The organism is Teichococcus coralli (assembly GCF_009829925.1).
Lineage (GTDB): Bacteria > Pseudomonadota > Alphaproteobacteria > Acetobacterales > Acetobacteraceae > Pseudoroseomonas > Pseudoroseomonas coralli.
The window spans coordinates 323,582-344,373 of record NZ_SNVJ01000002.1 but is presented as its reverse complement, the minus strand read 5'-3'; the positions used below and the strand labels follow the sequence as shown (position 1 = coordinate 344,373).

Below are 20,792 nucleotides of genomic sequence, written 5' to 3'. Positions count from 1 at the left end.
TCAGCGTTCCACCTCGCGCTGCCAGCGGCGCGTCCAGTCCATGCGGTTGGCGTTGATCGTCTCCCAGTCCATCGCGATCAGCTTGCTCACCTGGTCCTCGCCGTAGATCACCGTGCTGGCCACCTCGGGCGACAGCTTGGTGTTCTTGTTGGTCGGGCCGGAGCCGTATTCCTTGGAGAAGATCGCCTCCACCTCGGGCGAGACGAGGTGCGCGACGAATTTCTGCGCCAGGTCGGGGCTGGGGCTGCCTTCCACCGCGCAGGTCGCGGTCATCAGCGCCACGCCGCCCTCCTTGGGGGCGATGAAGCCCATGGGGAAGCCGGCGAGCTGCATGGCGCGGGCGCGGGACGAGCCCCAGACCGCCATCCAGATCTCGCCGGACTGGAACATCTCGCTCATCTTGCCCGGGCTGCTCTCATAGGCCAGCACGTTCGGGTTCACCTTCTGCCGCATGGCGCGGAAGCCGGGGTCGATGTTCTTTTCCGAGCCGCCGTTGATGCGCGCCATCATGACGAGCGTGTGCACGCCATAGGTGTTGTCGATGCCGGGAATGGAGATGCGCTGCTCCAGGTCGGCGCGCTCCAGGTCCTTCCAGCTCGTCGGCGCCGGCAGGTTGCGCTCCTTGAACAGCTTCTCGTTCCAGGCAAGGCCGGTATAGCCGAAGCCGGTGCCAAGCGCCTTGCCGCCGCCGAGCACGGCGATCGGGTAGAGCGCGTCCTGCGCCGCCTTGTCCGTCACCTGCTGGCAGAAGCCGAGGCTGATCGCCTGGTACATCGGCCCGTCGTCGAGCACCACCACGCCGATCTGCTGGTTGCCCTTCTGCGCCTGCAGCTTCGCCAGGCTGTCGGTGGAGTTGCCGGCCAGGTAGTCCACCTGGACGTTGTTGGCCTTCTCGAAGGGCGGGATCACCTGCTCCCGCATCACCTTCTCGTAGCTGCCGCCATAGGCGGCGACCACCAGGCGCTGCTGCGCCAGTGCCGTGCCGGCCAGTTGCGGTGCGGCCATCAGGCCGAGCAGCGATGCCGCCGCCAGGAGCGCTTTTCTCATCTTCCCAGGTCCTTGCTCACCCTTTGCGGACGGGAGGAGCGTGGCATCTGCGCCGCCCGCGCAAGGCGCGGCCGTCCGTGTGCTGTGCCATTCAGGCTCCGGTCCCGCCCGGATGCCGGCAGGCTGGCATCCGTTGCCACCGCCGCGCAAATGCATAATTCTCCCGGTTTCATTCCTTCCGGTAGCGAAGTCGCACCACATGACGCCTGCCCGTCTCCGCCAGCTCGAAGCCTTCCTGGCCGTGCTGCGCGCCGGATCGGTGGGCGCGGCGGCGGAGCGGCTTTCGCTCTCGCAGCCGGCGGTCACCAAGCTGCTGCGCGCGCTGGAGGAGGAAACCGAGCTCGCCCTGTTCGACCGCAGCCGGCGCCGCCTGCACCCAACGCCCGAAGCGCGGCGCTTCGCGGCCGAGGTGGAGGGACTCTTCGCCGCCGCCCGCCGCGTGGAGCAGGTGGCGAGCGACATGCGCAGCGCCGGCGTCGGCGAATTGCGCGTGGCCAGCCTGCCGCTGCTCGGCGCCGAGCTCCTGCCGCGCCTGCTGGCCGGCTTCGCCGGGGCGCAGGGGCATCCGCGCCTGTCGCTGACGGTGGTCAGCTCGCACGAGGTGGTGGAACTGGTGCAGGCCGGCCAGGTGGAGCTCGGCTTCACCCTGCCGATGCCAGGACTGGCGGCGCTGGAGGTGGCGGCGCCCTTCCGTATGCCGGCGGTGCTGCTGCTGCCGCCGGGCCACCGCCTGGCAGGCCGGCGGGAGGTCGCGCCGCGCGAGCTGGAGGGGGAGCCCTGCGTCTCGCTCGGCCGCCAGTACCGGCTGCGCCATCTGGTGGACGAGCTGTTCGAGCGCCATGGCGTGACGCGGCGGATGGTGGCGGAGACGCAGAACGCCCAGGCCACCTGCGCCATGGTCGCGGCCGGGCTCGGCTTCACGGTGACCGATCCGGTGTCCGCCGCCGCGCAGGCTGGCCGTGCCGCGGTGCTGCGCCTGGTGCCCACGGCCGTGTTCCATATCCATGTGCTGGCACCGCCAGGCCGGCCACTTTCGCTGCTGGCGCGGCATTTCCTGGCCGGCGTGACCGCCGGGCTGGCGCCTTACGGCGTGCAGCCCGCCGGCGGGCGGCGGGGCGCCGTGGCGGGCCGGGCGCAGCGGGCGGCCCGGAGCGGCGATCCGTGACCCCGGCGCCGTCAGCGTCCCGCGAGAATTTCCGTGATGCGGTCGGCCAGGACATCCATGGCGAAGGGCTTGACGAGCAGGTGCATGCCCGGCTCCAGCCGGTCCGCGCTGAGCGTCGCGTTCTCGGCATAGCCGGTGATGAACAGCACGCGCAGCTCCGGCAGGAGCTGGCGGGCCGCATCCGCCAGCTGGCGACCGTTCATTCCGCCGGGCAGCCCGACATCGGTGACCAGGAGATCGATCGCAGGGCCGGATTGCAGCGCCTCCAGGCCGGAGGCGGCGTCGCCCGCCTCGATAACCACATGGCCCAATTCCTTCAGCACCTCGCCGGCCAGCATGCGGACCGTCGGCTCGTCATCCACCACCAGCACGCGCATGCTGCCCTGCGCATGCGGCGCCGCAGGGCGGCGGGAGGGCTTCATCTCCTCTTCCGCCACGCCTCCCCGGTAGCGCGGCAGGTAGATGCAGACCTGCGTTCCGGCGCCTGGCTCCGAGGCGATCCGCACCTGGCCGCCCGACTGGCGGGCGAAGCCGTAGATCATGGAGAGGCCCAGCCCGGTGCCCTGGCCCAGCGGCTTGGTGGTGAAGAACGGGTCGAAAGCGCGCTGCAGGACTTCCGGACTCATGCCGGTGCCGGAATCGGCGACGCGGATCACGACGTACTCGCCCGGCTGCATGTCGTGCTCCCCGGCATGCGAAGCGTGAAGGCTGGTATTGCTCGTCTCAAGCGTCAGGCGCCCGCCATCGGGCATGGCATCGCGGGCGTTGATGCAAAGGTTGAGGATGGCGTTCTCAAGCTGGCTCGGGTCGCAGAGCGTCGGCCAGAGATCGGGCGCCAGCCTGGAGCACAGCGCGATCTCCGGCCCGACCGTGCGCTGCACCAGGTCCGCCATGTCGCCAATCAGGCGGTTGGGATCGGTCGGCTTGGGATCAAGCGTCTGGCGGCGCGCGAAGGCGAGGAGCCGGTGCGTGAGCGCCGCCGCGCGCGAGGCGGCGCCCCGCGCGGCGGCGACGAAGCGCTGCAGGTTGTGCACCTGGCCGCGCGCCACCTGTACCTCCAGCAGCTCCAGGCTGCCCATGATGCCGGTCAGCAGGTTGTTGAAGTCGTGCGCGAGCCCGCCGGTGAGCTGGCCGAGCGACTCCATCTTCTGTGCCTGGAAGAGCTGCTCGCGGGACTGCTCCAGCTGCAGCTGCGCTTCGCGCCGCTCGGTGAGGTCGCGGGTGATCTTGGCGAAACCGAGCAGCCGGCCGTTCTCGCGGATGGCGTCGATCACCACGCCTGCCCAGAAGCGGGTTCCGTCCTTGCGCCGCCGCCATCCCTCCGCCTCGTAGCGCCCTTCGCGGCGGGCGGTGTCGAGGGCGCGCCAGGGCAGGCCGGCGCCGACATCCTCGGGCAGGTAGAAGCGCGAGAAGTGCTTGCCGATGACTTCGGCGGCGCCATAGCCCTTGATGCGCTCGGCGCCGGCGTTCCAGCTGGTGACGCAGCCCTCGGGGCTCAGCATGTAGATGGCGTAGTCCGTCACGCCCTCAACAAGCAGGCGGAAGCTGCGCTCGTTCTCCAGCGCCGCCAGTTGCGCCGCATGCTGCTCGGTCATGTCGCGCGTGATCTTGGCGAAGCCGACGAGCTGCCCCTCCTGCAGGATGGGGTCGATCACCACCATCGCCCAGAAGCGGCCGCCATCCTTGCGGCAGCGCCAGCCCTCGGCGGCGAAGCGGCCCTCCCTCACCGCGGTTTCCAGGGCCCGGCGGGGAAGGCCACTGGCCCGGTCCTCGGGCAGGTAGAACCGCGAGAAGTGGGCGCCGATGATTTCCTGGGCCGTGTAGCCCTTGAGCCGCTCGGCGCCCGGATTCCAGCTCATCACATGCCCTTCCGGATCGAGCATGAAGATGGCGTAATCCACCACCGCCTGGATGAGCATCTCGTAGGTCGTGGGCGCGTGAGGCGGCGCGCGCAGCGTCATGGGCTTGCCGGCCTCGCTGCCGGGGCCGGTGACGGCGCCGCCCGGAGCCGGCGGGGGGCGGCCACGGCGCCGCGCGACCGGAGACCGCCGGCCCGGCACCGCGCCCTGCCCGCCGGCCCGGCAGGCTCAGTCAGGACGCAACGCAAGCTTGTAGCCTTCATGGCTGCCGATGAAACCCAGCTTCTCATAGAAGCGATGTGCGCCGGCGCGGCTCTTGTCGGTGGTGAGCTGGACGAGGCCACAGCCGCGCGCCCGGCTCTCCGCGATGGCCCAGGCGATCATGCGCTGGCCGAGGCCGTTGCCGCGCCGCGATGCGGCGACGCGGACGGCCTCGATCTGCCCGCGCCATGCGCCCGCGCGGGAGAGTCCGGGGATGAAGGTGATCTGGAGGGTGCCCACCACCGCTTCGCCCTCGGCCGCGACCACCAGCATCTGGTTCGGGTCGGCCTTGATGGCTTCGAAGGCGGCCAAATAGCGCGGGTCCGGCGGGGTGCTCACCATCTCCCGCCCGCGGCCGAGCGCGTCCTCGGCCAGCAGCGCGATGATGGCGGGGAGGTCGGAAAGGTGGGCCGGCCGGAACGAGACCTGTTGCATCCAGCAAGAATATTCCCTTGGGCCGATCCACGCAAAGCCCTCCCTGCGCGGCGGGATTGCCGGGGTCAACAAGCCGCCCCTTTGCGCCTAAGATCACACGGTCCGGAGAGGCGGCGAGGAGGACCAGGCTCGTGCAGCTGCGATGCGTCGAATGCGGCCAGACCCATCCGCCCACCCTGCGCTACGCCTGCGCCATGTGCGGCGGCATCCTGGAGGTGGCGGGCAGTAGTGGCCTCGCGCCGCCGGCCGGTCCGGCGCTGGCCAACAGCATGTGGCGCCATGCCGCCCGGCTGAGCGTCACCGAGGCCGCCGCCATTGTCTCGCTGGGAGAAGGGGCGACGCCGCTGCTGAGGGCGCCCCGCGTCGGACGCGCCATTCCCGGCTTCAGGGGCGAGGTCTGGCTGAAGGACGAGACGCGCAACCCTTCGGGCTCGTTCAAGGACCGGCTGGTCAGCGCCGCCATCAGCAAGGCCATCGAGCTCGGTGCGAAGGGGGTGGTCTGCGCTTCCTCCGGCAATGCCGGCGCCTCGGTTGCGGCCTATGCGGCGCGGGCGGGGATGGGCGCGATCATTGTCGTGCCGGCGCACACGCCGGCCGGCAAGGTGACGCAGATCGCCGCCTATGGCGCCATCCTGCTGCTGGTGGAGGGGCACTACAGCCGCTCCTACGACCTCGCCGCGGCCCTGGCGGAGCGGCACGGCTTCGCCAACCTGACCACCACCTTCATCAACCCCTACGCGGTGGACGCCCTGAAGCTGGTGGGGCTGGAGCTGATGGAGCAGCTCGACGGCACGGCTCCCACCCATGTGCTGGTGCCCACCGGCAGCGGCCCGCTGGTCAAGGGCGTGGTGCAAGGCTTCGCGGAGGCGGGCGCCTGGCCGCGGGCCGTGGCGGTGCAGGCCGAGGGCTGCGCACCGATCGTGCGCGCCTTCGAGGCCGGCGAGGCGAAGGTCACCGCCTGGGGCATGCCGACCACCATCGCCTCCGGCATCAGCGACCCGCTGATCGGGTATGAGCGGGATGGCAGCTACACCCTGCGGCTGGTGCGCGAGACCGGCGGACTGGCGGTGGCCGTGAGCGACGACGATCTGCGCGAGGCCATGCGGCTGCTGGCGCGCGGCGAGGGCGTCTATGCCGAGCCGACCGGCGCCAGCCCCATCGCCGCGCTGCGCCGGCTGGTGGCGGAGGGGCGGATCGCCGCCGATGCGCGGGTGGTCTGCATGGTCACCGGGCACGGGTTCAAGGATGGCAAGGCTTACCAGGAAATGCCGGCGCGCACCTATCCGGTGCCGGCGCCGGAGGATGTGGCGGCGGTCGCGCGGCTCTGCGAGCGCGCCATGCGGGAGAGGGATTGAAGCGAGATGCGCATCACCGTTCTGGGGGCCGGCGTGATCGGCGTCGCCAGCGCCTATTGGCTGCAGCAGGCCGGGCACCAGGTCACGGTGCTGGAGCGGCGCGAGGGGGCCGGACTGGAGACGAGCTGGGGCAACGGCGCCATCATCCACGTTTCCTCCGTGCAGCCCTGGGCGGCGCCGGGCGTGCCGCTGAAGGTGCTGAAGTGGCTGGGGCAGGAGGAGGCGCCGATGCTGCTGCGCCTTTCCGCCGTGCCGCGCATGTGGCGCTGGGGCCTGGGCTTCCTCGCCGCCTCCCGTGCCGCGACGCACGATGCCGGCGCGCTGGCCAACCTGGAGCTGGCGCTGCTTTCCGCCCGCTCGATGGCCGAGATCCGCGAGGCGACCGGCCTGCGCTACGACGACGCCCGGAACTGCGTGATCAAGACCTTCGCCACCACCGCGGAATGGGACGCCGCGACCAGGGCGCATGAGGCGCTGGCGCCCTATGGCCTCGTCACCGAGCGGCTGGACCGCGCGGCCTGCGTGGCGCGGGAGCCGGCGCTCGGGCCGGTGCAGGAGAAGCTGGCCGGCGGCCTGTTCTTCCCGCAGGACGAGGTGGGGGATTGCAACAAGTTCAGCCATGGCCTCGCCGCCTGGTGCGCCGCGCGGGGCGCCACCTTCCACTACAACACCACGGTGCGCGACATCGTGCTGCGGAACGGCCGCGTGGCGGCGGTGGACAGCAGCGCCGGCGAGATCGAGTCGGACGCGGTGGTGGTGGCGCTGGGCAGCCATTCGCCGCAGATGCTGCGCCGGCATGGCATCGCCGTGCCGATCTATCCGGTGAAGGGGCTTTCGGTGACGGCGCCGCGCAGCGTCTGGCCGGAGGGGCCGCGCAACGCCATTCTGGACGACGGCCGGAAGTTCGCGCTGACGCCGCTCGGTGACCGCTACCGCATCGTCGGCTCCGCCGAGGTGGCGGACTACGACACCACGCCGTCACCGCTGCGGATCGGCGCGCTGATGCGCAGCGTCGCCACCCTTTTTCCGCAGCTGGAAGGCGCGGACTCGGCGCCCGGGGCGGTGCGCTGGGCCGGACTGCGGCCCATGGTGCCGAACGGCATCCCCCGCATCGGCGCCACGCGGGTGCCAGGCCTTTTTCTCAACACCGGCCACGGCCATACGGGCTGGACCATGGCCGCGGGCTCCGGGCGCCGCCTGGCGGGGATCATCGACGGGCGGTCCAACGCGAACGTCGCGGCGGCGTGACAAATGGCCGATTTCTTGCTCCCCTCTTCCCCAAGGACGTGCCGGTGAAGGCATGCCGAGGGGCAGAAGGGGATTCACGATGGACACCAAGGACAACAAGACCACCCGCATGGAGCGGCGCGGCCTGTTCGGCATCGGCGCCGCCGGCGCGGCGCTGGGCGGTGTCGCCGGTCTGATCGGCGCGCGGCCCGCCCGGGCGCAGACCGCCGGAAAGAGCAAGCTGCAGGTGGTGAAGGAGCGCGGGCACCTCATCGTCGGCACCGGCAGCACCAACCCGCCCTGGCACTTCGAAGGCGCCGACGGCAAGCTGCAGGGCATGGACATCGACCTGGCCAGGCTGCTTGCCAAGTCGCTCTTCGATGATCCGAACAAGGTCGAGTTCGTGCTGCAGGGCTCGGATGCGCGCATTCCCTCCCTGGTGACGGACAAGGTGGATATCGTGGTCCAGTGGATGACGATCACGCCGGGCCGCGCGCAGCAGGTGGAGTTCACCTATCCCTACTACCGGGAAGGCGTCGGCCTGATGGTGCTGGCCCGGGGCGGCAAGTACAAGAACTTTGACGAGTTGAAGAAGGCCGGCAAGGACCTCACCGTCGGCGGCATGCAGAATGTCTTCCTGGAGGAGTGGATCCACAAGGCCCTGCCGGATGCCAAGGTGGATGCCTTCGAGAGCCCGGACGCCACCCTTCAGGCCCTCAACGCCCGGCGCGTCGATGCCTACATGGCCGATCAGTCGGCAATGCGCTGGCTGATGCAGCAGGCCCCTGGCCGCTTCGTGGACGCCGGATACGGCTGGATGCCCAACTCCTACGCCTCCGCCGTCAAGCCGGGCGACCCGGTGTGGCTGAACTGGGTGAACACCGTCTACAAGGAAGCCATGATGGGGGTGGATTTCGACTACTTCGCCGCCTCCTACAAGAAGTGGTTCGGCATCGAGCTGCCGACGCCGAAGGTGGGCTTCCCCACCGAGTTTTCCTGATCGCCCGCGGCCAGGGAGGGCACCGCCTTCCCTGGAGCCCACCCGCCGGGGTGGCAGCGCCACCCCGGACCCTGCCATTCGTGGGTGCGCCGGACAGGACATGATCGACTACCATTTCGACTGGGGCGTGATCAGCCGCAACGCCGACAACCTCGTCAACGCCCTGCTGCTCGGCCTCGGCCTGGCTGTCGTGTCGCTCGCCATCGGCTGCGTCATCGGGCTGGTCACCGCCTATGCGCGCGTCTCCGGGCGCATCTGGCTTTCGGCGCCGATGCGCGCCTATGTCGAATTCATCCGCTGCACGCCGTTGCTGCTGCTGATCTTCTTCGTCTATTTCGGCCTGCCGGAATTCGACATCACCTTCCTCGACAAGACCGAGAGCTTCATCCTGACGCTCTCGCTCTATGCGGGCGCCTATATGAGCGAGGTCTTCCGCGCCGGCCTCGCCTCCATTCCCAAGCAGTATGTGGAGGCGGCCAAGGCGATCGGCCTCAGGCCCTGGCAGCGGCAGCGCTACGTGGTGCTTCCGGTGATGTTCCGCATCACCCTGCCCTCGGTCAGCAACAACCTGATCTCGTTGTTCAAGGACACCTCCCTCGCGGCCGCCATCGCGATCCCGGAGCTGACCTTCACCGCGCGGCAGATCAACGCCAATACCTTCCGCGTCATGGAGGTCTGGTTGACGGCGAGCGCGATGTACCTGGTCACCTGCTACACCATCGCCACCCTGCTGCGCCTGATCGAGCGCCGCTACGCCAGCATCCGCTGAGGGGAGAGGAAAGGCATGTTCGACACCTCGATGCAGCCTGGCACCTTTCTCTTCGAGGCCTGGCAGGCGCGCTGGTCCCTGATGAGCGGGCTGGGCGTCACGATGAGCAGCTCGGTGCTGACCATCATCATCGCGACGATCATCGGCACCATCTTCGGCGTCGCGCTGTCCTATGGCTGGTGGTGGCTGCGCGCGCTGATCCGCCTCTACGTGGACCTCCTGCGGGGCATACCCGTGCTGGTGCTGATCCTCTTCACCTATTACGGGCTGGCGCTGTTCGGCATCAACGTGCCGGCCTTCTGGGCGGGGGTGATCGCGCTTTCGGCCTTCGCCACGGCGCATGTGGCGGAGAACCTGCGGGGCGCCGTGCAGTCGGTTCCCGCGGGGCAGATGGAGGCCGCCAAGGCGATCGGGCTGCGCTTCGGCCAGCGCCTGCGCTACGTCATCGTCCCGCAGGCCTTCCGCCGGATGCTGCCGCCCTGGGTGAACACGGGCCTGGAAGTGGTGAAGGGCACGACGCTGCTTTCCGTCATCGGCGTGGTGGAGCTGCTGCTTTCCACCCAGCAGGTGGTGGCGCGGAACTACCTGATCATCGACTTCTATCTCCTGGCGACGGTGATGTACCTGGTGATCAACCTCATCATCGCCCAGCTCGGCGCGCTGCTGGAGCGCCGCTTCTCCTACCTGCGCTACTGAACGGAGCCGCACCCATGAGTGACCAACCGCTGTTGCAGGCGCGCGGCGTGCGCAAGAGCTTCGGCAAGACCGAGGTGCTGAAGGGCATCGACCTGGAGGTGCGGCAGGGGCAGGTGGTCTCGCTGATCGGCGCCTCGGGCTCCGGCAAGACGACTTTTCTGCGCTGCGTGAACCTGCTGGAGGAGCATGACGGCGGCGAGATCCTGCTCGATGGCGACCCGGTCGGCTACCGCATGGAAGGCGGCAGGCGCCGGCGCCTTTCCGAGGCGCGCGTTTCCGCCCAGCGGGCACGGATCGGCATGGTGTTCCAGCAGTTCAACCTCTTTCCGCACCTGACGGCGGAGGAGAACGTGATGCTCGGCCTGACCAAGGTGCTGGGCAAGGGCCGCGCGGAGGCGCGGGAGATCGCCTCCGGCTGGCTGGCCCGCGTGGGGCTGGCGGAGCGGCGGGCGCACTACCCCTACCAGCTCTCGGGCGGCCAGCAGCAGCGGGTGGCGATGGCCCGCGCGGTGGCGATGGAGCCGCGCCTGCTGCTGTTTGACGAGGTGACCTCGGCGCTGGACCCGGAACTGGTGGCGGAGGTGCTGGGCGTCATGCAGGACCTCGCGGCCTCCGGCCAGACCATGCTGGTGGTGAGCCACGAGATGCTTTTCGTCCGCGAGGTTTCCCACCACGTGGTCTTCATGGACCAGGGACGCGTGGCGCAGGAAGGGACGCCGGCCGAGGTGTTCGAGAACCCCGCCAGCGAGCGGCTGCGGAGCTTCCTCGGGAGGTTCCACGGGTTGCTGGGCGGACGTGCCGAATAGGCGTGCGGGTGCCAAGGCGAGGCCCCGGCCCGCTGGCGGGCGGCCGGGGAGGTGCCCGCCGGCGCGGCGGCTGGCCTGAAGATGGCGGGCTGGCCGACGGAAGGCTCCCTGCCGCCGGCCGGCCCCTGGGTCAGATCCGCTTTGCCGGCTTCGGCCGGTGTTCCGAGATCCACATCAGCACGAGGCTCAGTATGGCCGCGCAGAAGGCGGTTATGATGTGGAACTCCAGCACCGCCGCAAGGGCGCCCAGCAAGGCGAGCAGGCCGACGAACCTCCAGGGGGATTGCGCGATGAAGGCGCGCAGGGGAGCGAAAATCGCCCAAAGGGGTGCCAGGAGGGTGGACATGAGGGTTGTCTCCGCGTGTGGCGAGATCGCCACGCCCGGAATTCCATCACGATTCCAAAACAGTTATCGGTAAAATTACGGATACTTCATCCGATGGGGCAGCCCTCCTGCCCGCGCGCAGAAAAGGCCCGGGAATCGCTTCCCGGGCCTGAGGCTCACTCACATGCGGGCGCGCCTACTGCCCCGACGGCTTCACCCCCATGGCGACGGTGTATTCATCCGCCCGCGCCACATAGGTCATGCCGCCGCGCATCGCCCAGATGTTCTTCTGCATGTGCAGCGTAATCAGCGCGACGTCGTCCATCGCCACCCGCATCGCCTGCTTGAAGATGTCCTCGCGCTTCTCGTCGTCCGGCGTGCTGAGACCCTTCTCCACCAGCGCGTCCACCTCCTTGTTGGAGTAGCCGCTGAAGTTGACGGTGCCGAAGCCCTTCTCGGGGATGCGCGTCGTCAGGTTGCCGCGCAAGGCGGTGGAGGGCTCGCCCGCCGTCGCCCAGCCGATCAGCATGACCGAGAGGTCGTTCTTGGCCTGCCGCTGCGCCAGCACCGCGAAGGGGATGGCGTCCACCGTCGTCTTGATGCCCACGCGCTGCCACATCTGGCCGATGGCCTGGATGATCTGCGCGTCGTTCACGTAGCGGTTGTTCGGGCCGATCAGGGTGATGTTGAAGCCGTTCGGGTAGCCTGCCTCGGTCAGCAGCTTCTTGGCCATGTCCGGGTCATAGGCCGGTGGCTTGATGTCCTCGGCATAGCCATTGGCGCCGGGCGGCATCATCTGGCCGGCCGGCAGCGCCGCGCCCTGCATCACGCGGTCCACGATGCCCTGGCGGTTGATGGCGTGGGAAAGCGCCCTGCGCACCCGCAGGTCGCGCAACGGGTTCTTGTCCAGCGGCTTGCCGTTGTGGTCGGTGATGTAGGGCGAGACGTCATGCGCCACGTCCATCTTGAGGTAGATGCTGCGAAGGCTCGGGATCTCGGAAAAGCTGATGCCCTGGGTCGAGCGCAGTCGCGGCATGTCATTCGGCGGAACGACGTCGATGAACTGCACGTCGCCCGAGAGCAGGGCGGCCACGCGGACGCCATCATTGGTGATGAAGCGGTAGTTCACCTGCGCCCAGTGCGGCTTCTCGCCCCAATAGGCGTCGTTCCGCTTCATGATCACGCGGTCGTCCGGCGTGAAGGAGACGAGCTGGTAGGGGCCGGTGCCGATGACGGCCTTGCCGTTGTTGAAGTCGCCGGTCGAGACGTTGTCGCCCACGGAATGGGAGATGATGAAGACCTGGCTGAGGTCCTGCGGCAGCAGGGGATAGACGCCGCGCGTCTTGAACCGGATGGTGTGGGGATCCACCACCTCGGAGGATTCGACCCCCTTGGTGTAGATGGCGAAGGAGCCCGGGCTGTTGATGACGTTCGGCACCCGCTTCAGGGTGAAGATGACGTCCTCGGCCGTGAATTCATCGCCGTTGCTGAACTTCACGCCCTTGCGGAGCTTGAACTCCCAGGTGGTGTCGTCGAGCAGCTTCCAGGATTCCGCCAGGCCGGGAACGAGCTGCGCCTTGGCATCGCGTCCCACCAGCTTATCGAAGAAGTGTTCCGCCACCATGTTGTTGGGGGATAGCGTGTGGTAGTGGGGGTCGAGCGATGTCGGGGGGGCGGCCACCGCCAGGTTCAGGGTCTGGCTCGCCTGGGCGGCGGCCTCGCGGGAACCGCCCATGGAAAGCGGCAGGGCGGCCAGGAACGGCAGCGCCAGGCAGGACCGGCGGCGCAGCGGGGCGTGGGTGACGGTACGCAGCAAGACGACGTCTCCGGAAAGAGAGGGTGTGAAGGCATCCCATGCGGCCGCCTGTGCCCGGCGGCTCACGGCAGGATTGCTGCATGGGGCGCGGCGCAGGTCAACTGGCTGCGCGCGGTTTTGGCCCGGGGCGGAGCCGCGGCGCATCCCGGCGTGCGGCACGGCCTCGGCCGTGACATCCAGGGAGCCGGCGCCGGGCGCCCGGCCGGCCTGCCCGGTGGGGAGGTGATTCGAGCATGACCAATCCCAACACCTTCGAGGGCCGCCCCGAGAAGATGGCCCGCTGGGATGCGCGCTACATCGGCCTGGCGCATCATATCGCCCAGTGGTCGAAAGACCCGCGCGCCAAGGTGGGCGCGGTGCTGGTGAACCAGGCCCAGGCGCGCATCGTCGCCACCGGCTTCAACGGCTTCCCCTCCAACGTGGAGGACAGCGCCGAGCGGCTGGAGAACAAGGCGCGGAAGCTGCAGATGATCCTGCACGCGGAGCAGAACGCGCTGCTTCATGCGGGACACGACGCACGCGGCTGCGACGCCTATGTGGTGGGCAAGCCGGTCTGCAACGTCTGCGCCACCTTGCTGATCCAGTCGGGCGTGCGGCGGGTGGTGGCGGCGGCCCCGCGTGAAGGCACCAGCTCCTACTGGGACGGCGTCGGGCTGCTCGCCATCGAGATGCTGCGCGAGGCCAATGTGGAGTTCGCTCCGATCACCGAGGCGCAGATGCAGGTGCTGGGGCTGGATGCCGTGGAAGCCCGGCGGTCGCTCGACCCTTTCGCCGCCCACCAGGCCGAATTCGACTTCGGTGGCGCGCCCCCTGCCGGCGAGGAGGGCTGAGCCGGCGCCTCATCCCCGGCTCTGGTCGTAGTGAAATTCGGGCCGCTGCCTGAGCGTCTCGGCATTGCTGCCGGGCAGCACCCAGCGCTCGCTGTGCTGCAGATCCTGGAACGGGATCGCCACCAGCCGCTCGCCGATCCCGAACAGGCCGCCGCTTGAGAGAACGACCGTCAATCCGCCATCGCGGGTGAAGAGCAGGTCCTTCACCGAGCCCAGCTTGTTGTTTTCCGAGCTGTACACGTCGGCGCCCATCAGGTCGCTGGCGCGCCAGCGGAGGTTGTCGGCGGAGACCGTGGGGGAGGCGGGCAGAGGCGGGCCGGGCTGGCGCAGGGCCTCGGACGTCACGCTGGCCTCCGGCCGGTCGCGCTGCTGCGCCGCGGCGGGGCTGGCGGCGAATGCGGCCACGGCGAAGGCCAGGCAGGGAAGGGCAAGGCGCGGGATCATGGCGCGGGGGCCTCCCTCCAGGGGATGTCCGGTTGGGCGAAGGGCCGGGAGGGCGAGGCCCGCGGCCGAAGCCGCGAACCTCCCTCCCGGGCGGCTTAATCGTTGGTGTGCTCGGCGTACTTGAACTCGGGCCGGTTCTTCAGGCTGTCCTGGTTGGCGCCGGGCAGCATCCAGTGCTCGCCGTGCTGCAGGTCGCTGTAGGGGACGGAAACCAGCTTCTCGCCGATCCCGAGGAAGCCGCCCACCGAGATCACGGCCTGCATGTCGCCGCCGTTGCCGACCAGCAGGTCGTCGATCTCGCCGATTTTCTTGTTGTCGGCCCCGTAGATGTCGGCGCCGATCAGCTTGCTGGCGCGCCAGGGCTTGGAGGAGCTGGTGCTGGTGGCGGCGCTGCCCGCGCCGGTGCCCATGCGCCCGGCCTGGCCCATGGTGCCCGTGCCGGCGGCGGAGGAGCCGCCGGTCATCGGCGTGGTGGTGCTCGGGGGCGTGCTGTTCGCGCCGGGAGGGGTCTGGGTGCCCTGCGCCCAGGCGGGCGCGGCGGCAAGCAGGGCCAGGGCGGCGAGGGTCGGGGCGATGCGGCGTGTGGTCATGGCTGGCGACCTTTCTTGGAGGGCCCGGCCGGGGGGCGCGGGCATCTCTTGGGGGGACTCGGCGCGTGGCGCGAGCGTCGCAACAACCCTTGAAGGGGGCGGGAGGTTTCCGGCGCCGGACGCGCCGCGGGGTGGGTTTTACGGCGCCGCCGCGCTATATCCCGGCCACCCCCCGAGAGATGGCGTTTGGAGTGACGATGTCGGAGCAGCTTGTGGAGACCGCGACCAGCCAGACGGCCGCCGAGGCCGGCCGGCGGCGTACCTTCGCCATCATCGCCCATCCGGACGCCGGCAAGACGACGCTGACCGAGCAGCTTCTTCTTCTCGGTGGCGCCATCCAGATCGCCGGCGCGGTGCGCGCCAAGGGTGAACGCCGGCGCACCCGCTCGGACTGGATGAAGATCGAGCAGGACCGTGGCATTTCCGTCGCCACCTCCGTGATGACCTTCGAGTATGCCGGTCAGATCTTCAACCTCCTGGATACCCCCGGCCACGAGGACTTCTCCGAGGACACCTACCGCACCCTCTCCGCCGTGGACGCGGCCGTGATGGTGATCGACGCCGCGAAGGGCATCGAGGCGCAGACACGCAAGCTCTTCGAGGTCTGCCGCCTGCGGGACATCCCCATCGTCACCTTCATCAACAAGATGGACCGCGAGGCCCGGGAGCCGCTGGAGCTGCTCGACGAGATCGAGAAGACCCTGGCGCTGGACGTGACGCCCGCCACCTGGCCGATCGGCTCCGGCCAGCAGTTCGCCGGCGTCTATGACCGGGACGAGGCCAAGCTCCGCCTGCTGCGAGAGGGCGGCGAGCAGGACGTGGCGCTTTCCGGACCGGAGGACGGCCGCATCGACAGCCTCCTGCCGCATGGCCAGGGCGACGTGCTGCGCGAAGGCATCGAGCTGGCCTCGGTCTATCCGGACTTCGACCTCGCCTCCTTCCGCGAGGGGCACCTGACGCCGGTCTATTTCGGCTCGGCGCTGCGCGGCTTCGGCGTGAAGCACCTGCTGGACGGCCTGGCGCGCTTCGCGCCCCCGCCTTCGGCACGCAGCGCGGATGCCCGCATGGTGGAGCCGGAGGAGGAGAAGCTGACCGGCTTCGTCTTCAAGATCCAGGCCAACACCGACCTGCAGCACCGCGACCGCGTGGCCTTCCTGCGCGTCTGCTCCGGCCGGCTGCGCAAGGGCGCCCGGCTGAAGCAGGTGCGCACGGGCAAGAGCATCCCGGTCAACGCGCCGCTCTTTTTCTTCGCCAAGGAGAGGCAGGTCGCGGAGGAAGCCTGGCCGGGGGACGTGGTGGGCATCGCCAACCACGGCGTGCTGCGCATCGGCGACACGCTGACGGACGGCGAGGAGCTGAACTTCCAGGGCGTGCCGAGCTTCGCACCCGAGATCCTGCGCCGCATCCGGCTCGACGACCCGATGCTGGCCAAGAAGCTCCGCAAGGCGCTGGACCAGCTCGCCGACGAGGGCGTGGTGCAGGTGTTCCGCCCGCTGGACGGTTCGCAGCCCGTGGTCGGCGTGGTCGGCCAGCTTCAGCTCGACGTGCTGAGCAGCCGCATCCAGGCGGAATATGGCGTGCAGATCAGCTTCGAGCCGACCTCCTGGTCAACCATGCGCTGGATCGCGCCCAAGGAGAATGGACAGGACCGGGCGGTGCTGGAGCGTTTCCTGCGCACGGCTCCGAGCCAGATGGCGGAGGACCACGACAGCCAGCCCGTCGCCTTCTTCACCTCCGACTGGGGGCGGCGGCGCTCCGAGGAGGAGTGGCCGCAACTGCGCTTCCTGGCGCTGCGCGAGCAGCACGCCGTCGCGGCGGACTGACGCCGCCCGCGCTCCCGTGACCGGGGACGGAGTGGCTCAGGCCAGCCGCGGCGCGCCTTTCACGGCGCCCGGTCGGCGGAGCCCTCCGGCGGGGTGAGGTCGCAGAAAAGGCCCGCGGGCGCATGGGAATGGCGCTCCGGACGATGCACGATGGCGCGGGTGCGCCCCGCGCCGGAGAGGGCGCCGGCGGGGTGTCGAAGGATGGCCGGCTCGCATGCATCCGGCGCCGGAAATCACCGGAGCGGGTGGTTGAGCAGAAGGACGTCCTCTCTCCCCTATGACGCCGCCGCCGCGTCGGCTGTTCTCGCGCGGTATTCGGCCGCCGGCGTTGCGGGCGAAGAGGTCCACCTCGGCCAGGCATTCCGAAATGGCGGCCATGCCCGAGTGGCGAAGGCCGCGCCTCTCAGACGCTGGCGAGCAGGCCGGCGAACAGCCGCGCCCGCGGCACAAGGCTCGATACCAGCACATGTTCCTGCAAGGTGTGCATCCCGCCGCCCTGCACGCCCAGCCCGTCCAGCGTCGGGATGCCCATGGCCCCGGTGAAGTTGCCGTCCGAACCGCCGCCGGCGCTGGCATGCGGAAGCGTCAGGCCGAGCTTCGAGGCCAGGCCCTGCGCGGCGCGGTAGAGCGCCATGGTGTTGGCATCGGGTTCCCAGACCGGGCGGGTGACGCCGCGGGTCACCTTGAGCGTCACGTCGCCGCTGGTGCCGGAAAGGGCGAGCATCCGCTCCACCGCCTGGTCGAGGTCAGACTGGCGCTTCGCCATGGTCAGCGCCTCGGCATCGCAATGCGTGGCCACGCAGTTCACCCATTGCCCGCCGCGCACCACCCCCACCGAGAAGGTGGCGGCGTCGGTCGTCATGTCCTCGATGGCCAGCACCTGCCGGCACATCTCGCGGATGGCGCTGCGCCCCTCCGCCAGCGCGGCGCCGGCATGGCTGGGCCGGCCCGTGGTGCGCAGGTTGAAGCGGGCGATGGCGTAGCGGCCGGTCACCACTCCCCCGTCCGGCCGGCCAGGCTCGGGCACCAGCACGACCTCGTGCCGGCCGGCCTCGGCCTCGATCAGGTCGCGCGTGGAAGGGCTACCGACCTCCTCGTCGCTGGTAAGCAGGAAGGTGACCGGGCGGCGCAATGCGATACCGGCCTGGATGATCGCGGCCATCGCCTGCATGGCGATGTAGGTGCCCCCCTTCATGTCGCAGATGCCGGGGCCGAAGCAGCGCTCGCCTTCCAGCCTGAAGGGCAGGGCGCCGAGCGTGCCGACCGGGTGCACGGTGTCCAGATGCGCCAGCACGAGGATGCCCCCTTCAGCCTCGCCGTCGAGGTGCGGGAAGCGGGCGCGCACGCAGTCGCCAAAGCCCATCCGGCCGGGAATGCGCTCGATCCGGGCGCCAAGCAGCGCCAGGTCGCGGCTGGCCAGCGACATCATGCGGTTGACCGCCGCGGCATCGAAGGTGGGGCTTTCGCACTCCACCCAGGGGCGCAGCCCGTCCAGCAGCACGCCCGCGTCGAAAGGCAGGTCCAGGGCGCGCTGCGCCTCGCGCTGATCCGGCGTAAGGATCTCTTGCTCCATCGTGACGCTCCCATAACTTCCTTGGGGGGCTGCCGGGCGCCAGCCCGCTGAATGGCGTTGCGGCTAGCCTGCTGCCATGTCGCGGGATCGGCAAGGGGCCACGCGCGCAAGCGGGATGACGACAATCGGGTATCCTCTGCTAAACCCTTGGCCCAATGACCGAAGCGACCCCCCCGCGGCGTATCGCGCCGCAGACCGGCCCGCATCTCTGGAGCGGCGCCGCTCTCTCGCCGGCCGACTGGATGCTGCCGCTGGGCGGTGAGATCCGGGCCGAGATCGAAGCCGCCCCCGGCCTGCCGGTCCCGCGTCTGGACCCGCTGCTCGGGCAGATGGCGGAGCGGCTGGCGCATGGCCCGGGCTTCTGCCTGCTGCGCGGGCTGCCGCTGCCGGAGGAGCCGGCGGCGGTGCTGGGGCGGCTGGGCAGCCGCATCGGCCACCCCGTGCATGTCGCGCCCTCCGCGGGCCCGTACTACACCGAGCCTTGCGACGCGCTGCTGCTGCTCTGCCGCGAGGCGGGCGAGGTGGTGCTGCACTCCGCCGCCGCCCTGCACAACCAGCTCCTGCGCGCCGACCGGGCGGCACTGGAGGTGCTCTACCGTGCGCGGCAGGTCGGCACGGCGCCCGCGCTGCCGGTCTTCGCGGTGACGCAGGGCGTCTTCGCCGCGCGCTGCGACCACGCCGCGCTCGACCCCGCGGCTCAGTCGGCGCTGGCGGCGCTGGAGGAAGCGGCCGCTGCGCCCGGGCTGGCGCTGCGCATGGTGCTGCACCCCGGCGACCTGCTCTGCGTGAACCCCTTCCTGGTCTGGGCGTCCTCCACGCGCGGCCTGGCCACGCTGGCGCTGGTGACCGAGCCTTCCCGCCTCTCCGAGGGACCCTTCGCCGCGCTGCGGCCAGCGGAAGCCTGAGCGCCATGCGCATCCTGGTCGCGAACGCGAACACCACCGAAGCCATCACCACGCTTTGCGCCGAGGCGGCCCGCGGCGCGGCGGCGCCGGGCACCACCATCATCCCCGCCACGCCGCGCTTCGGTCCCGCCGTCATCGCGACGCGCCTGGAGAACGCCATCGCTGGCCACGCGCTGCTGGAACTGCTGGCCGGGCATGCGGGACAGGTGGACGCGGCGGTGCTGGCGGTCAGCCATGACACGGCGCTGGAGGCGGCGCGGCAGCTCATGCCATGCCCGGTGGTCGGCATGACGGAGGCGGCCTGCCTGACCGCCTGCATGGTCGGCGCGCGCTTCGGCCTGGTGACGCTCGGCGGGGTCGAGACCTATCGGGAGCTGATCGGGCGGCATGGCCTCGCCGCGCGGCTGGCCGGGCTGGAAGGCGTGGCGGCAACGCCCCAGGACGCGTTGCGCGACCCCGCGGCGGTGGAAGTGCTGGTGCTGGAGGGCGTCGGCCGGCTGGTGGCGGCGGGTGCGGATGCGGTGGTGCTGGGCGGTGCCGCCCTCGCCGGCATGGCGGCGCGGCTGGCCGCGCCTGTGCCGCTGCTGGACGGCATCGCCTGCGCGGTGAAGCTGGCGGAGGCGCTGGTCGGGCTGGGACTGGCACGCCCCAGGGCGGGTAGCCTGGCCCCGGCGCAGGGGCGGGTGAGCACCGGGCTTTCGCCGGCGCTCGCGCGGCTGTTGCGCGGCGCCTGAGGCGCCGCGCGGGAGGGGCTCAGTCCAGCTTGGCGCCGGAGATGCGCACCACCTCCTGCCACTTGGTGTTCTCCGCCTGGATGAAGCGGTCGAACTCGGCGGGGCCGAGCGGCCGCGGCTCGCTGCCGACGTCGCGCAGGCGGGTGACCACGTCCGGCTTCCTCAGGATGTCGAGGATGTGGTTCGACAGCCGCTCGACGATCGGGCGCGGAGTGCGGCCCGGAGCCTGGACACCGAACCACGCCTCCGCCTCGAAGCCTTCAATGCCGCTTTCGGCCACCGTGGGCACGTCCGGCAGGGCGAACCAGCGCCCCTTGCTGGTCACCGCCAGCGCCCGCAGGCGGCCTTCCTGGATGTGCGGCAGATAGGGCGGGATGTTGTCCACCGCGAGATCCAGCCGGCCGGCGAGCAGGTCCGGGATCACCGTGGCGCTGCCGCGATAGGGCACGTGGGAGATGTTGACCTTGGCGCGGGTCTTCAGCAGCTCGGCGCACATGTGGCCGGAGGTGCCGTTGCCGGGAGTGCCGTAGTTCAGGTTGCCCGGCTCGGCGCGCGCCATGTCGAGCAGGTCCTTCAGCGTCTTCGCCTTGCTCTCCGCCGGCACGGTGATCACGTTGGCCAGCGAGTTGGCCAGCGCCAGGTTGGTCAGGTCCTTCGCCGGATCGTAGGGCAGCTTGGAATAAAGGTACTGGTTGATGCTGGCGGTGCCGATCGTGCACATCAGCAGCGTGTGGCCATCCGGGTCGGACTTCGCCACGGCATCGGAACCCAGGATGCCGCCGGCGCCGGGACGGTTGTCCACCACCACCGGCTGCCCGAGCAACGGCGAAAGGTGCTCGGCAATCACGCGGGCGGTCACGTCGGTGGCGCCACCGCCGGGGAAGGGCACCACAAGGCGGAGCGGCCGGTTCGGAAAGGCAGGCTGCGCCCGCAGCAGGGCCGGGGCGGCGAACAGGCCAGCGCCGGCGGCCAGCACGAGACGGCGGGAAGAAAGCAAGGCCGGATCCTCTGAAGATGTGTCTTGCAGAGGTGCCTAGACGTTGGCGTGCTGCGGTGCAACCCGGCGGGGCGGCGGTCCTGGAAGCGTGCCCGATACTGCCGCCCCCCGCGCCGGGGGCGGCAGCGCCGCGCC

Annotated in this window: 20 protein-coding genes; 11 read left to right on the top strand and 9 right to left on the bottom strand. The window is 70.2% G+C overall.

The genetic code is table 11. From position 1 onward, the window contains the following. On the bottom strand, positions 1–1,047 hold the full coding sequence (locus E0493_RS03685) for an ABC transporter substrate-binding protein (protein WP_160935552.1): 1,047 nt from the start codon (positions 1,045–1,047) through the stop codon (positions 1–3). A 199-nt stretch (positions 1,048–1,246) separates the two neighbouring features. Between E0493_RS03685 and E0493_RS03680 the strand changes: the two genes are divergently transcribed. Next, positions 1,247–2,212, top strand: a complete 966-nt coding sequence (locus E0493_RS03680) for a LysR substrate-binding domain-containing protein (RefSeq protein WP_160935551.1) — start codon at positions 1,247–1,249, stop codon at positions 2,210–2,212. Positions 2,213–2,223: 11 nt separating this feature from the next. On the opposite strand, the gene E0493_RS03675 is transcribed toward E0493_RS03680, so the two are convergent. Both E0493_RS03675 and E0493_RS03670 read right to left on the bottom strand, forming a co-directional pair. Continuing rightward, the gene (locus E0493_RS03675; protein ID WP_160935550.1) at positions 2,224–4,173 is read right to left on the bottom strand and encodes a hybrid sensor histidine kinase/response regulator; all 1,950 of its coding nucleotides are present in this window, start codon (positions 4,171–4,173) and stop codon (positions 2,224–2,226) included. 126 nt (positions 4,174–4,299) lie between these two features. Further along, positions 4,300–4,767: a GNAT family N-acetyltransferase gene (locus E0493_RS03670; RefSeq protein WP_160935549.1), complete on the bottom strand. Its 468-nt coding sequence runs from the start codon at positions 4,765–4,767 to the stop codon at positions 4,300–4,302. Positions 4,768–4,898: 131 nt separating this feature from the next. Between E0493_RS03670 and thrC the strand changes: the two genes are divergently transcribed. The 6 genes from thrC (at position 4,899) to E0493_RS03640 (ending at position 10,620) form a co-directional block, all read left to right on the top strand. After that, positions 4,899–6,122, top strand: coding sequence for a threonine synthase (gene thrC / locus E0493_RS03665; protein ID WP_160935548.1), 1,224 nt, complete (start codon positions 4,899–4,901; stop codon positions 6,120–6,122). A 6-nt stretch (positions 6,123–6,128) separates the two neighbouring features. After that, the gene (locus E0493_RS03660) at positions 6,129–7,370 is read left to right on the top strand and encodes a D-amino acid dehydrogenase (protein WP_160935547.1); all 1,242 of its coding nucleotides are present in this window, start codon (positions 6,129–6,131) and stop codon (positions 7,368–7,370) included. A gap of 79 nt (positions 7,371–7,449) precedes the next feature. Continuing rightward, positions 7,450–8,349: a transporter substrate-binding domain-containing protein gene (locus E0493_RS03655; protein WP_160935546.1), complete on the top strand. Its 900-nt coding sequence runs from the start codon at positions 7,450–7,452 to the stop codon at positions 8,347–8,349. A gap of 100 nt (positions 8,350–8,449) precedes the next feature. Continuing rightward, positions 8,450–9,118 carry an amino acid ABC transporter permease gene (locus E0493_RS03650; RefSeq protein ID WP_202396878.1) on the top strand — a complete coding sequence of 223 codons (669 nt, stop codon included), beginning with the start codon at positions 8,450–8,452 and terminating at the stop codon, positions 9,116–9,118. A 15-nt stretch (positions 9,119–9,133) separates the two neighbouring features. Beyond that, positions 9,134–9,814, top strand: coding sequence for an amino acid ABC transporter permease (locus E0493_RS03645; protein ID WP_160935545.1), 681 nt, complete (start codon positions 9,134–9,136; stop codon positions 9,812–9,814). A 14-nt stretch (positions 9,815–9,828) separates the two neighbouring features. Continuing rightward, on the top strand, positions 9,829–10,620 hold the full coding sequence (locus E0493_RS03640) for an amino acid ABC transporter ATP-binding protein (protein ID WP_160935544.1): 792 nt from the start codon (positions 9,829–9,831) through the stop codon (positions 10,618–10,620). Between the two features lie 130 nt (positions 10,621–10,750). On the opposite strand, the gene E0493_RS03635 is transcribed toward E0493_RS03640, so the two are convergent. Further along, positions 10,751–10,966, bottom strand: a complete 216-nt coding sequence (locus tag E0493_RS03635; protein ID WP_160935543.1) for a hypothetical protein — start codon at positions 10,964–10,966, stop codon at positions 10,751–10,753. Positions 10,967–11,141: 175 nt separating this feature from the next. After that, positions 11,142–12,761 (bottom strand): ABC transporter substrate-binding protein, encoded by a 1,620-nt coding sequence (locus E0493_RS03630; RefSeq protein ID WP_235913564.1) that lies wholly within the window; start codon positions 12,759–12,761, stop codon positions 11,142–11,144. Between the two features lie 233 nt (positions 12,762–12,994). On the opposite strand from E0493_RS03630, the gene E0493_RS03625 reads away from it, so the two are divergent. Then, the gene (locus E0493_RS03625; protein ID WP_160935542.1) at positions 12,995–13,591 is read left to right on the top strand and encodes a deoxycytidylate deaminase; all 597 of its coding nucleotides are present in this window, start codon (positions 12,995–12,997) and stop codon (positions 13,589–13,591) included. A gap of 9 nt (positions 13,592–13,600) precedes the next feature. Here the strand turns inward: E0493_RS03625 and E0493_RS03620 are convergent, their stop codons facing one another. Both E0493_RS03620 and E0493_RS03615 read right to left on the bottom strand, forming a co-directional pair. Then, positions 13,601–14,035: a PRC-barrel domain-containing protein gene (locus E0493_RS03620; RefSeq protein WP_160935541.1), complete on the bottom strand. Its 435-nt coding sequence runs from the start codon at positions 14,033–14,035 to the stop codon at positions 13,601–13,603. Between the two features lie 95 nt (positions 14,036–14,130). Further along, positions 14,131–14,625 carry a PRC-barrel domain-containing protein gene (locus E0493_RS03615; RefSeq protein ID WP_202396877.1) on the bottom strand — a complete coding sequence of 165 codons (495 nt, stop codon included), beginning with the start codon at positions 14,623–14,625 and terminating at the stop codon, positions 14,131–14,133. A 197-nt stretch (positions 14,626–14,822) separates the two neighbouring features. Between E0493_RS03615 and E0493_RS03610 the strand changes: the two genes are divergently transcribed. Further along, positions 14,823–16,448: a peptide chain release factor 3 gene (locus E0493_RS03610; protein ID WP_160935540.1), complete on the top strand. Its 1,626-nt coding sequence runs from the start codon at positions 14,823–14,825 to the stop codon at positions 16,446–16,448. Between the two features lie 403 nt (positions 16,449–16,851). Here the strand turns inward: E0493_RS03610 and E0493_RS03605 are convergent, their stop codons facing one another. Then, the gene (locus E0493_RS03605; protein WP_160935539.1) at positions 16,852–18,021 is read right to left on the bottom strand and encodes a M20/M25/M40 family metallo-hydrolase; all 1,170 of its coding nucleotides are present in this window, start codon (positions 18,019–18,021) and stop codon (positions 16,852–16,854) included. A gap of 155 nt (positions 18,022–18,176) precedes the next feature. Here E0493_RS03605 and E0493_RS03600 point away from each other — a divergent pair, with 155 nt between their 5' ends. Then, a complete protein-coding gene (locus E0493_RS03600; RefSeq protein WP_160935538.1) occupies positions 18,177–18,926 on the top strand; it encodes a Fe(II)-2OG oxygenase family protein in 750 nt (249 codons plus the stop codon). Between the two features lie 5 nt (positions 18,927–18,931). Then, on the top strand, positions 18,932–19,660 hold the full coding sequence (locus E0493_RS03595; RefSeq protein ID WP_160935537.1) for an aspartate/glutamate racemase family protein: 729 nt from the start codon (positions 18,932–18,934) through the stop codon (positions 19,658–19,660). A gap of 19 nt (positions 19,661–19,679) precedes the next feature. Here the strand turns inward: E0493_RS03595 and E0493_RS03590 are convergent, their stop codons facing one another. After that, positions 19,680–20,657 (bottom strand): Bug family tripartite tricarboxylate transporter substrate binding protein, encoded by a 978-nt coding sequence (locus tag E0493_RS03590; protein ID WP_160935536.1) that lies wholly within the window; start codon positions 20,655–20,657, stop codon positions 19,680–19,682. Positions 20,658–20,792: the final 135 nt, after the last annotated feature.

Excerpts from the sequence above, each read along its gene's own strand:
- E0493_RS03685 (WP_160935552.1), bottom strand. The coding sequence starts at position 1,047 with ATGAGAAAAGCGCTCCTGGCGGCGGCATCGCTGCTCGGCCTGATGGCC.
- E0493_RS03680 (WP_160935551.1), top strand. The coding sequence starts at position 1,247 with ATGACGCCTGCCCGTCTCCGCCAGCTCGAAGCCTTCCTGGCCGTGCTG.
- E0493_RS03620 (WP_160935541.1), bottom strand. The coding sequence starts at position 14,035 with ATGATCCCGCGCCTTGCCCTTCCCTGCCTGGCCTTCGCCGTGGCCGCA.
- E0493_RS03610 (WP_160935540.1), top strand. The coding sequence starts at position 14,823 with ATGTCGGAGCAGCTTGTGGAGACCGCGACCAGCCAGACGGCCGCCGAG.
- E0493_RS03615 (WP_202396877.1), bottom strand. The coding sequence starts at position 14,625 with ATGACCACACGCCGCATCGCCCCGACCCTCGCCGCCCTGGCCCTGCTT.
- E0493_RS03625 (WP_160935542.1), top strand. The coding sequence starts at position 12,995 with ATGACCAATCCCAACACCTTCGAGGGCCGCCCCGAGAAGATGGCCCGC.
- E0493_RS03640 (WP_160935544.1), top strand. The coding sequence starts at position 9,829 with ATGAGTGACCAACCGCTGTTGCAGGCGCGCGGCGTGCGCAAGAGCTTC.
- E0493_RS03655 (WP_160935546.1), top strand. The coding sequence starts at position 7,450 with ATGGACACCAAGGACAACAAGACCACCCGCATGGAGCGGCGCGGCCTG.
- E0493_RS03595 (WP_160935537.1), top strand. The coding sequence starts at position 18,932 with ATGCGCATCCTGGTCGCGAACGCGAACACCACCGAAGCCATCACCACG.
- E0493_RS03635 (WP_160935543.1), bottom strand. The coding sequence starts at position 10,966 with ATGTCCACCCTCCTGGCACCCCTTTGGGCGATTTTCGCTCCCCTGCGC.
- E0493_RS03645 (WP_160935545.1), top strand. The coding sequence starts at position 9,134 with ATGTTCGACACCTCGATGCAGCCTGGCACCTTTCTCTTCGAGGCCTGG.
- E0493_RS03605 (WP_160935539.1), bottom strand. The coding sequence starts at position 18,021 with ATGGAGCAAGAGATCCTTACGCCGGATCAGCGCGAGGCGCAGCGCGCC.
- E0493_RS03675 (WP_160935550.1), bottom strand. The coding sequence starts at position 4,173 with ATGACGCTGCGCGCGCCGCCTCACGCGCCCACGACCTACGAGATGCTC.
- E0493_RS03650 (WP_202396878.1), top strand. The coding sequence starts at position 8,450 with ATGATCGACTACCATTTCGACTGGGGCGTGATCAGCCGCAACGCCGAC.
- E0493_RS03660 (WP_160935547.1), top strand. The coding sequence starts at position 6,129 with ATGCGCATCACCGTTCTGGGGGCCGGCGTGATCGGCGTCGCCAGCGCC.
- E0493_RS03600 (WP_160935538.1), top strand. The coding sequence starts at position 18,177 with ATGACCGAAGCGACCCCCCCGCGGCGTATCGCGCCGCAGACCGGCCCG.
- E0493_RS03670 (WP_160935549.1), bottom strand. The coding sequence starts at position 4,767 with ATGCAACAGGTCTCGTTCCGGCCGGCCCACCTTTCCGACCTCCCCGCC.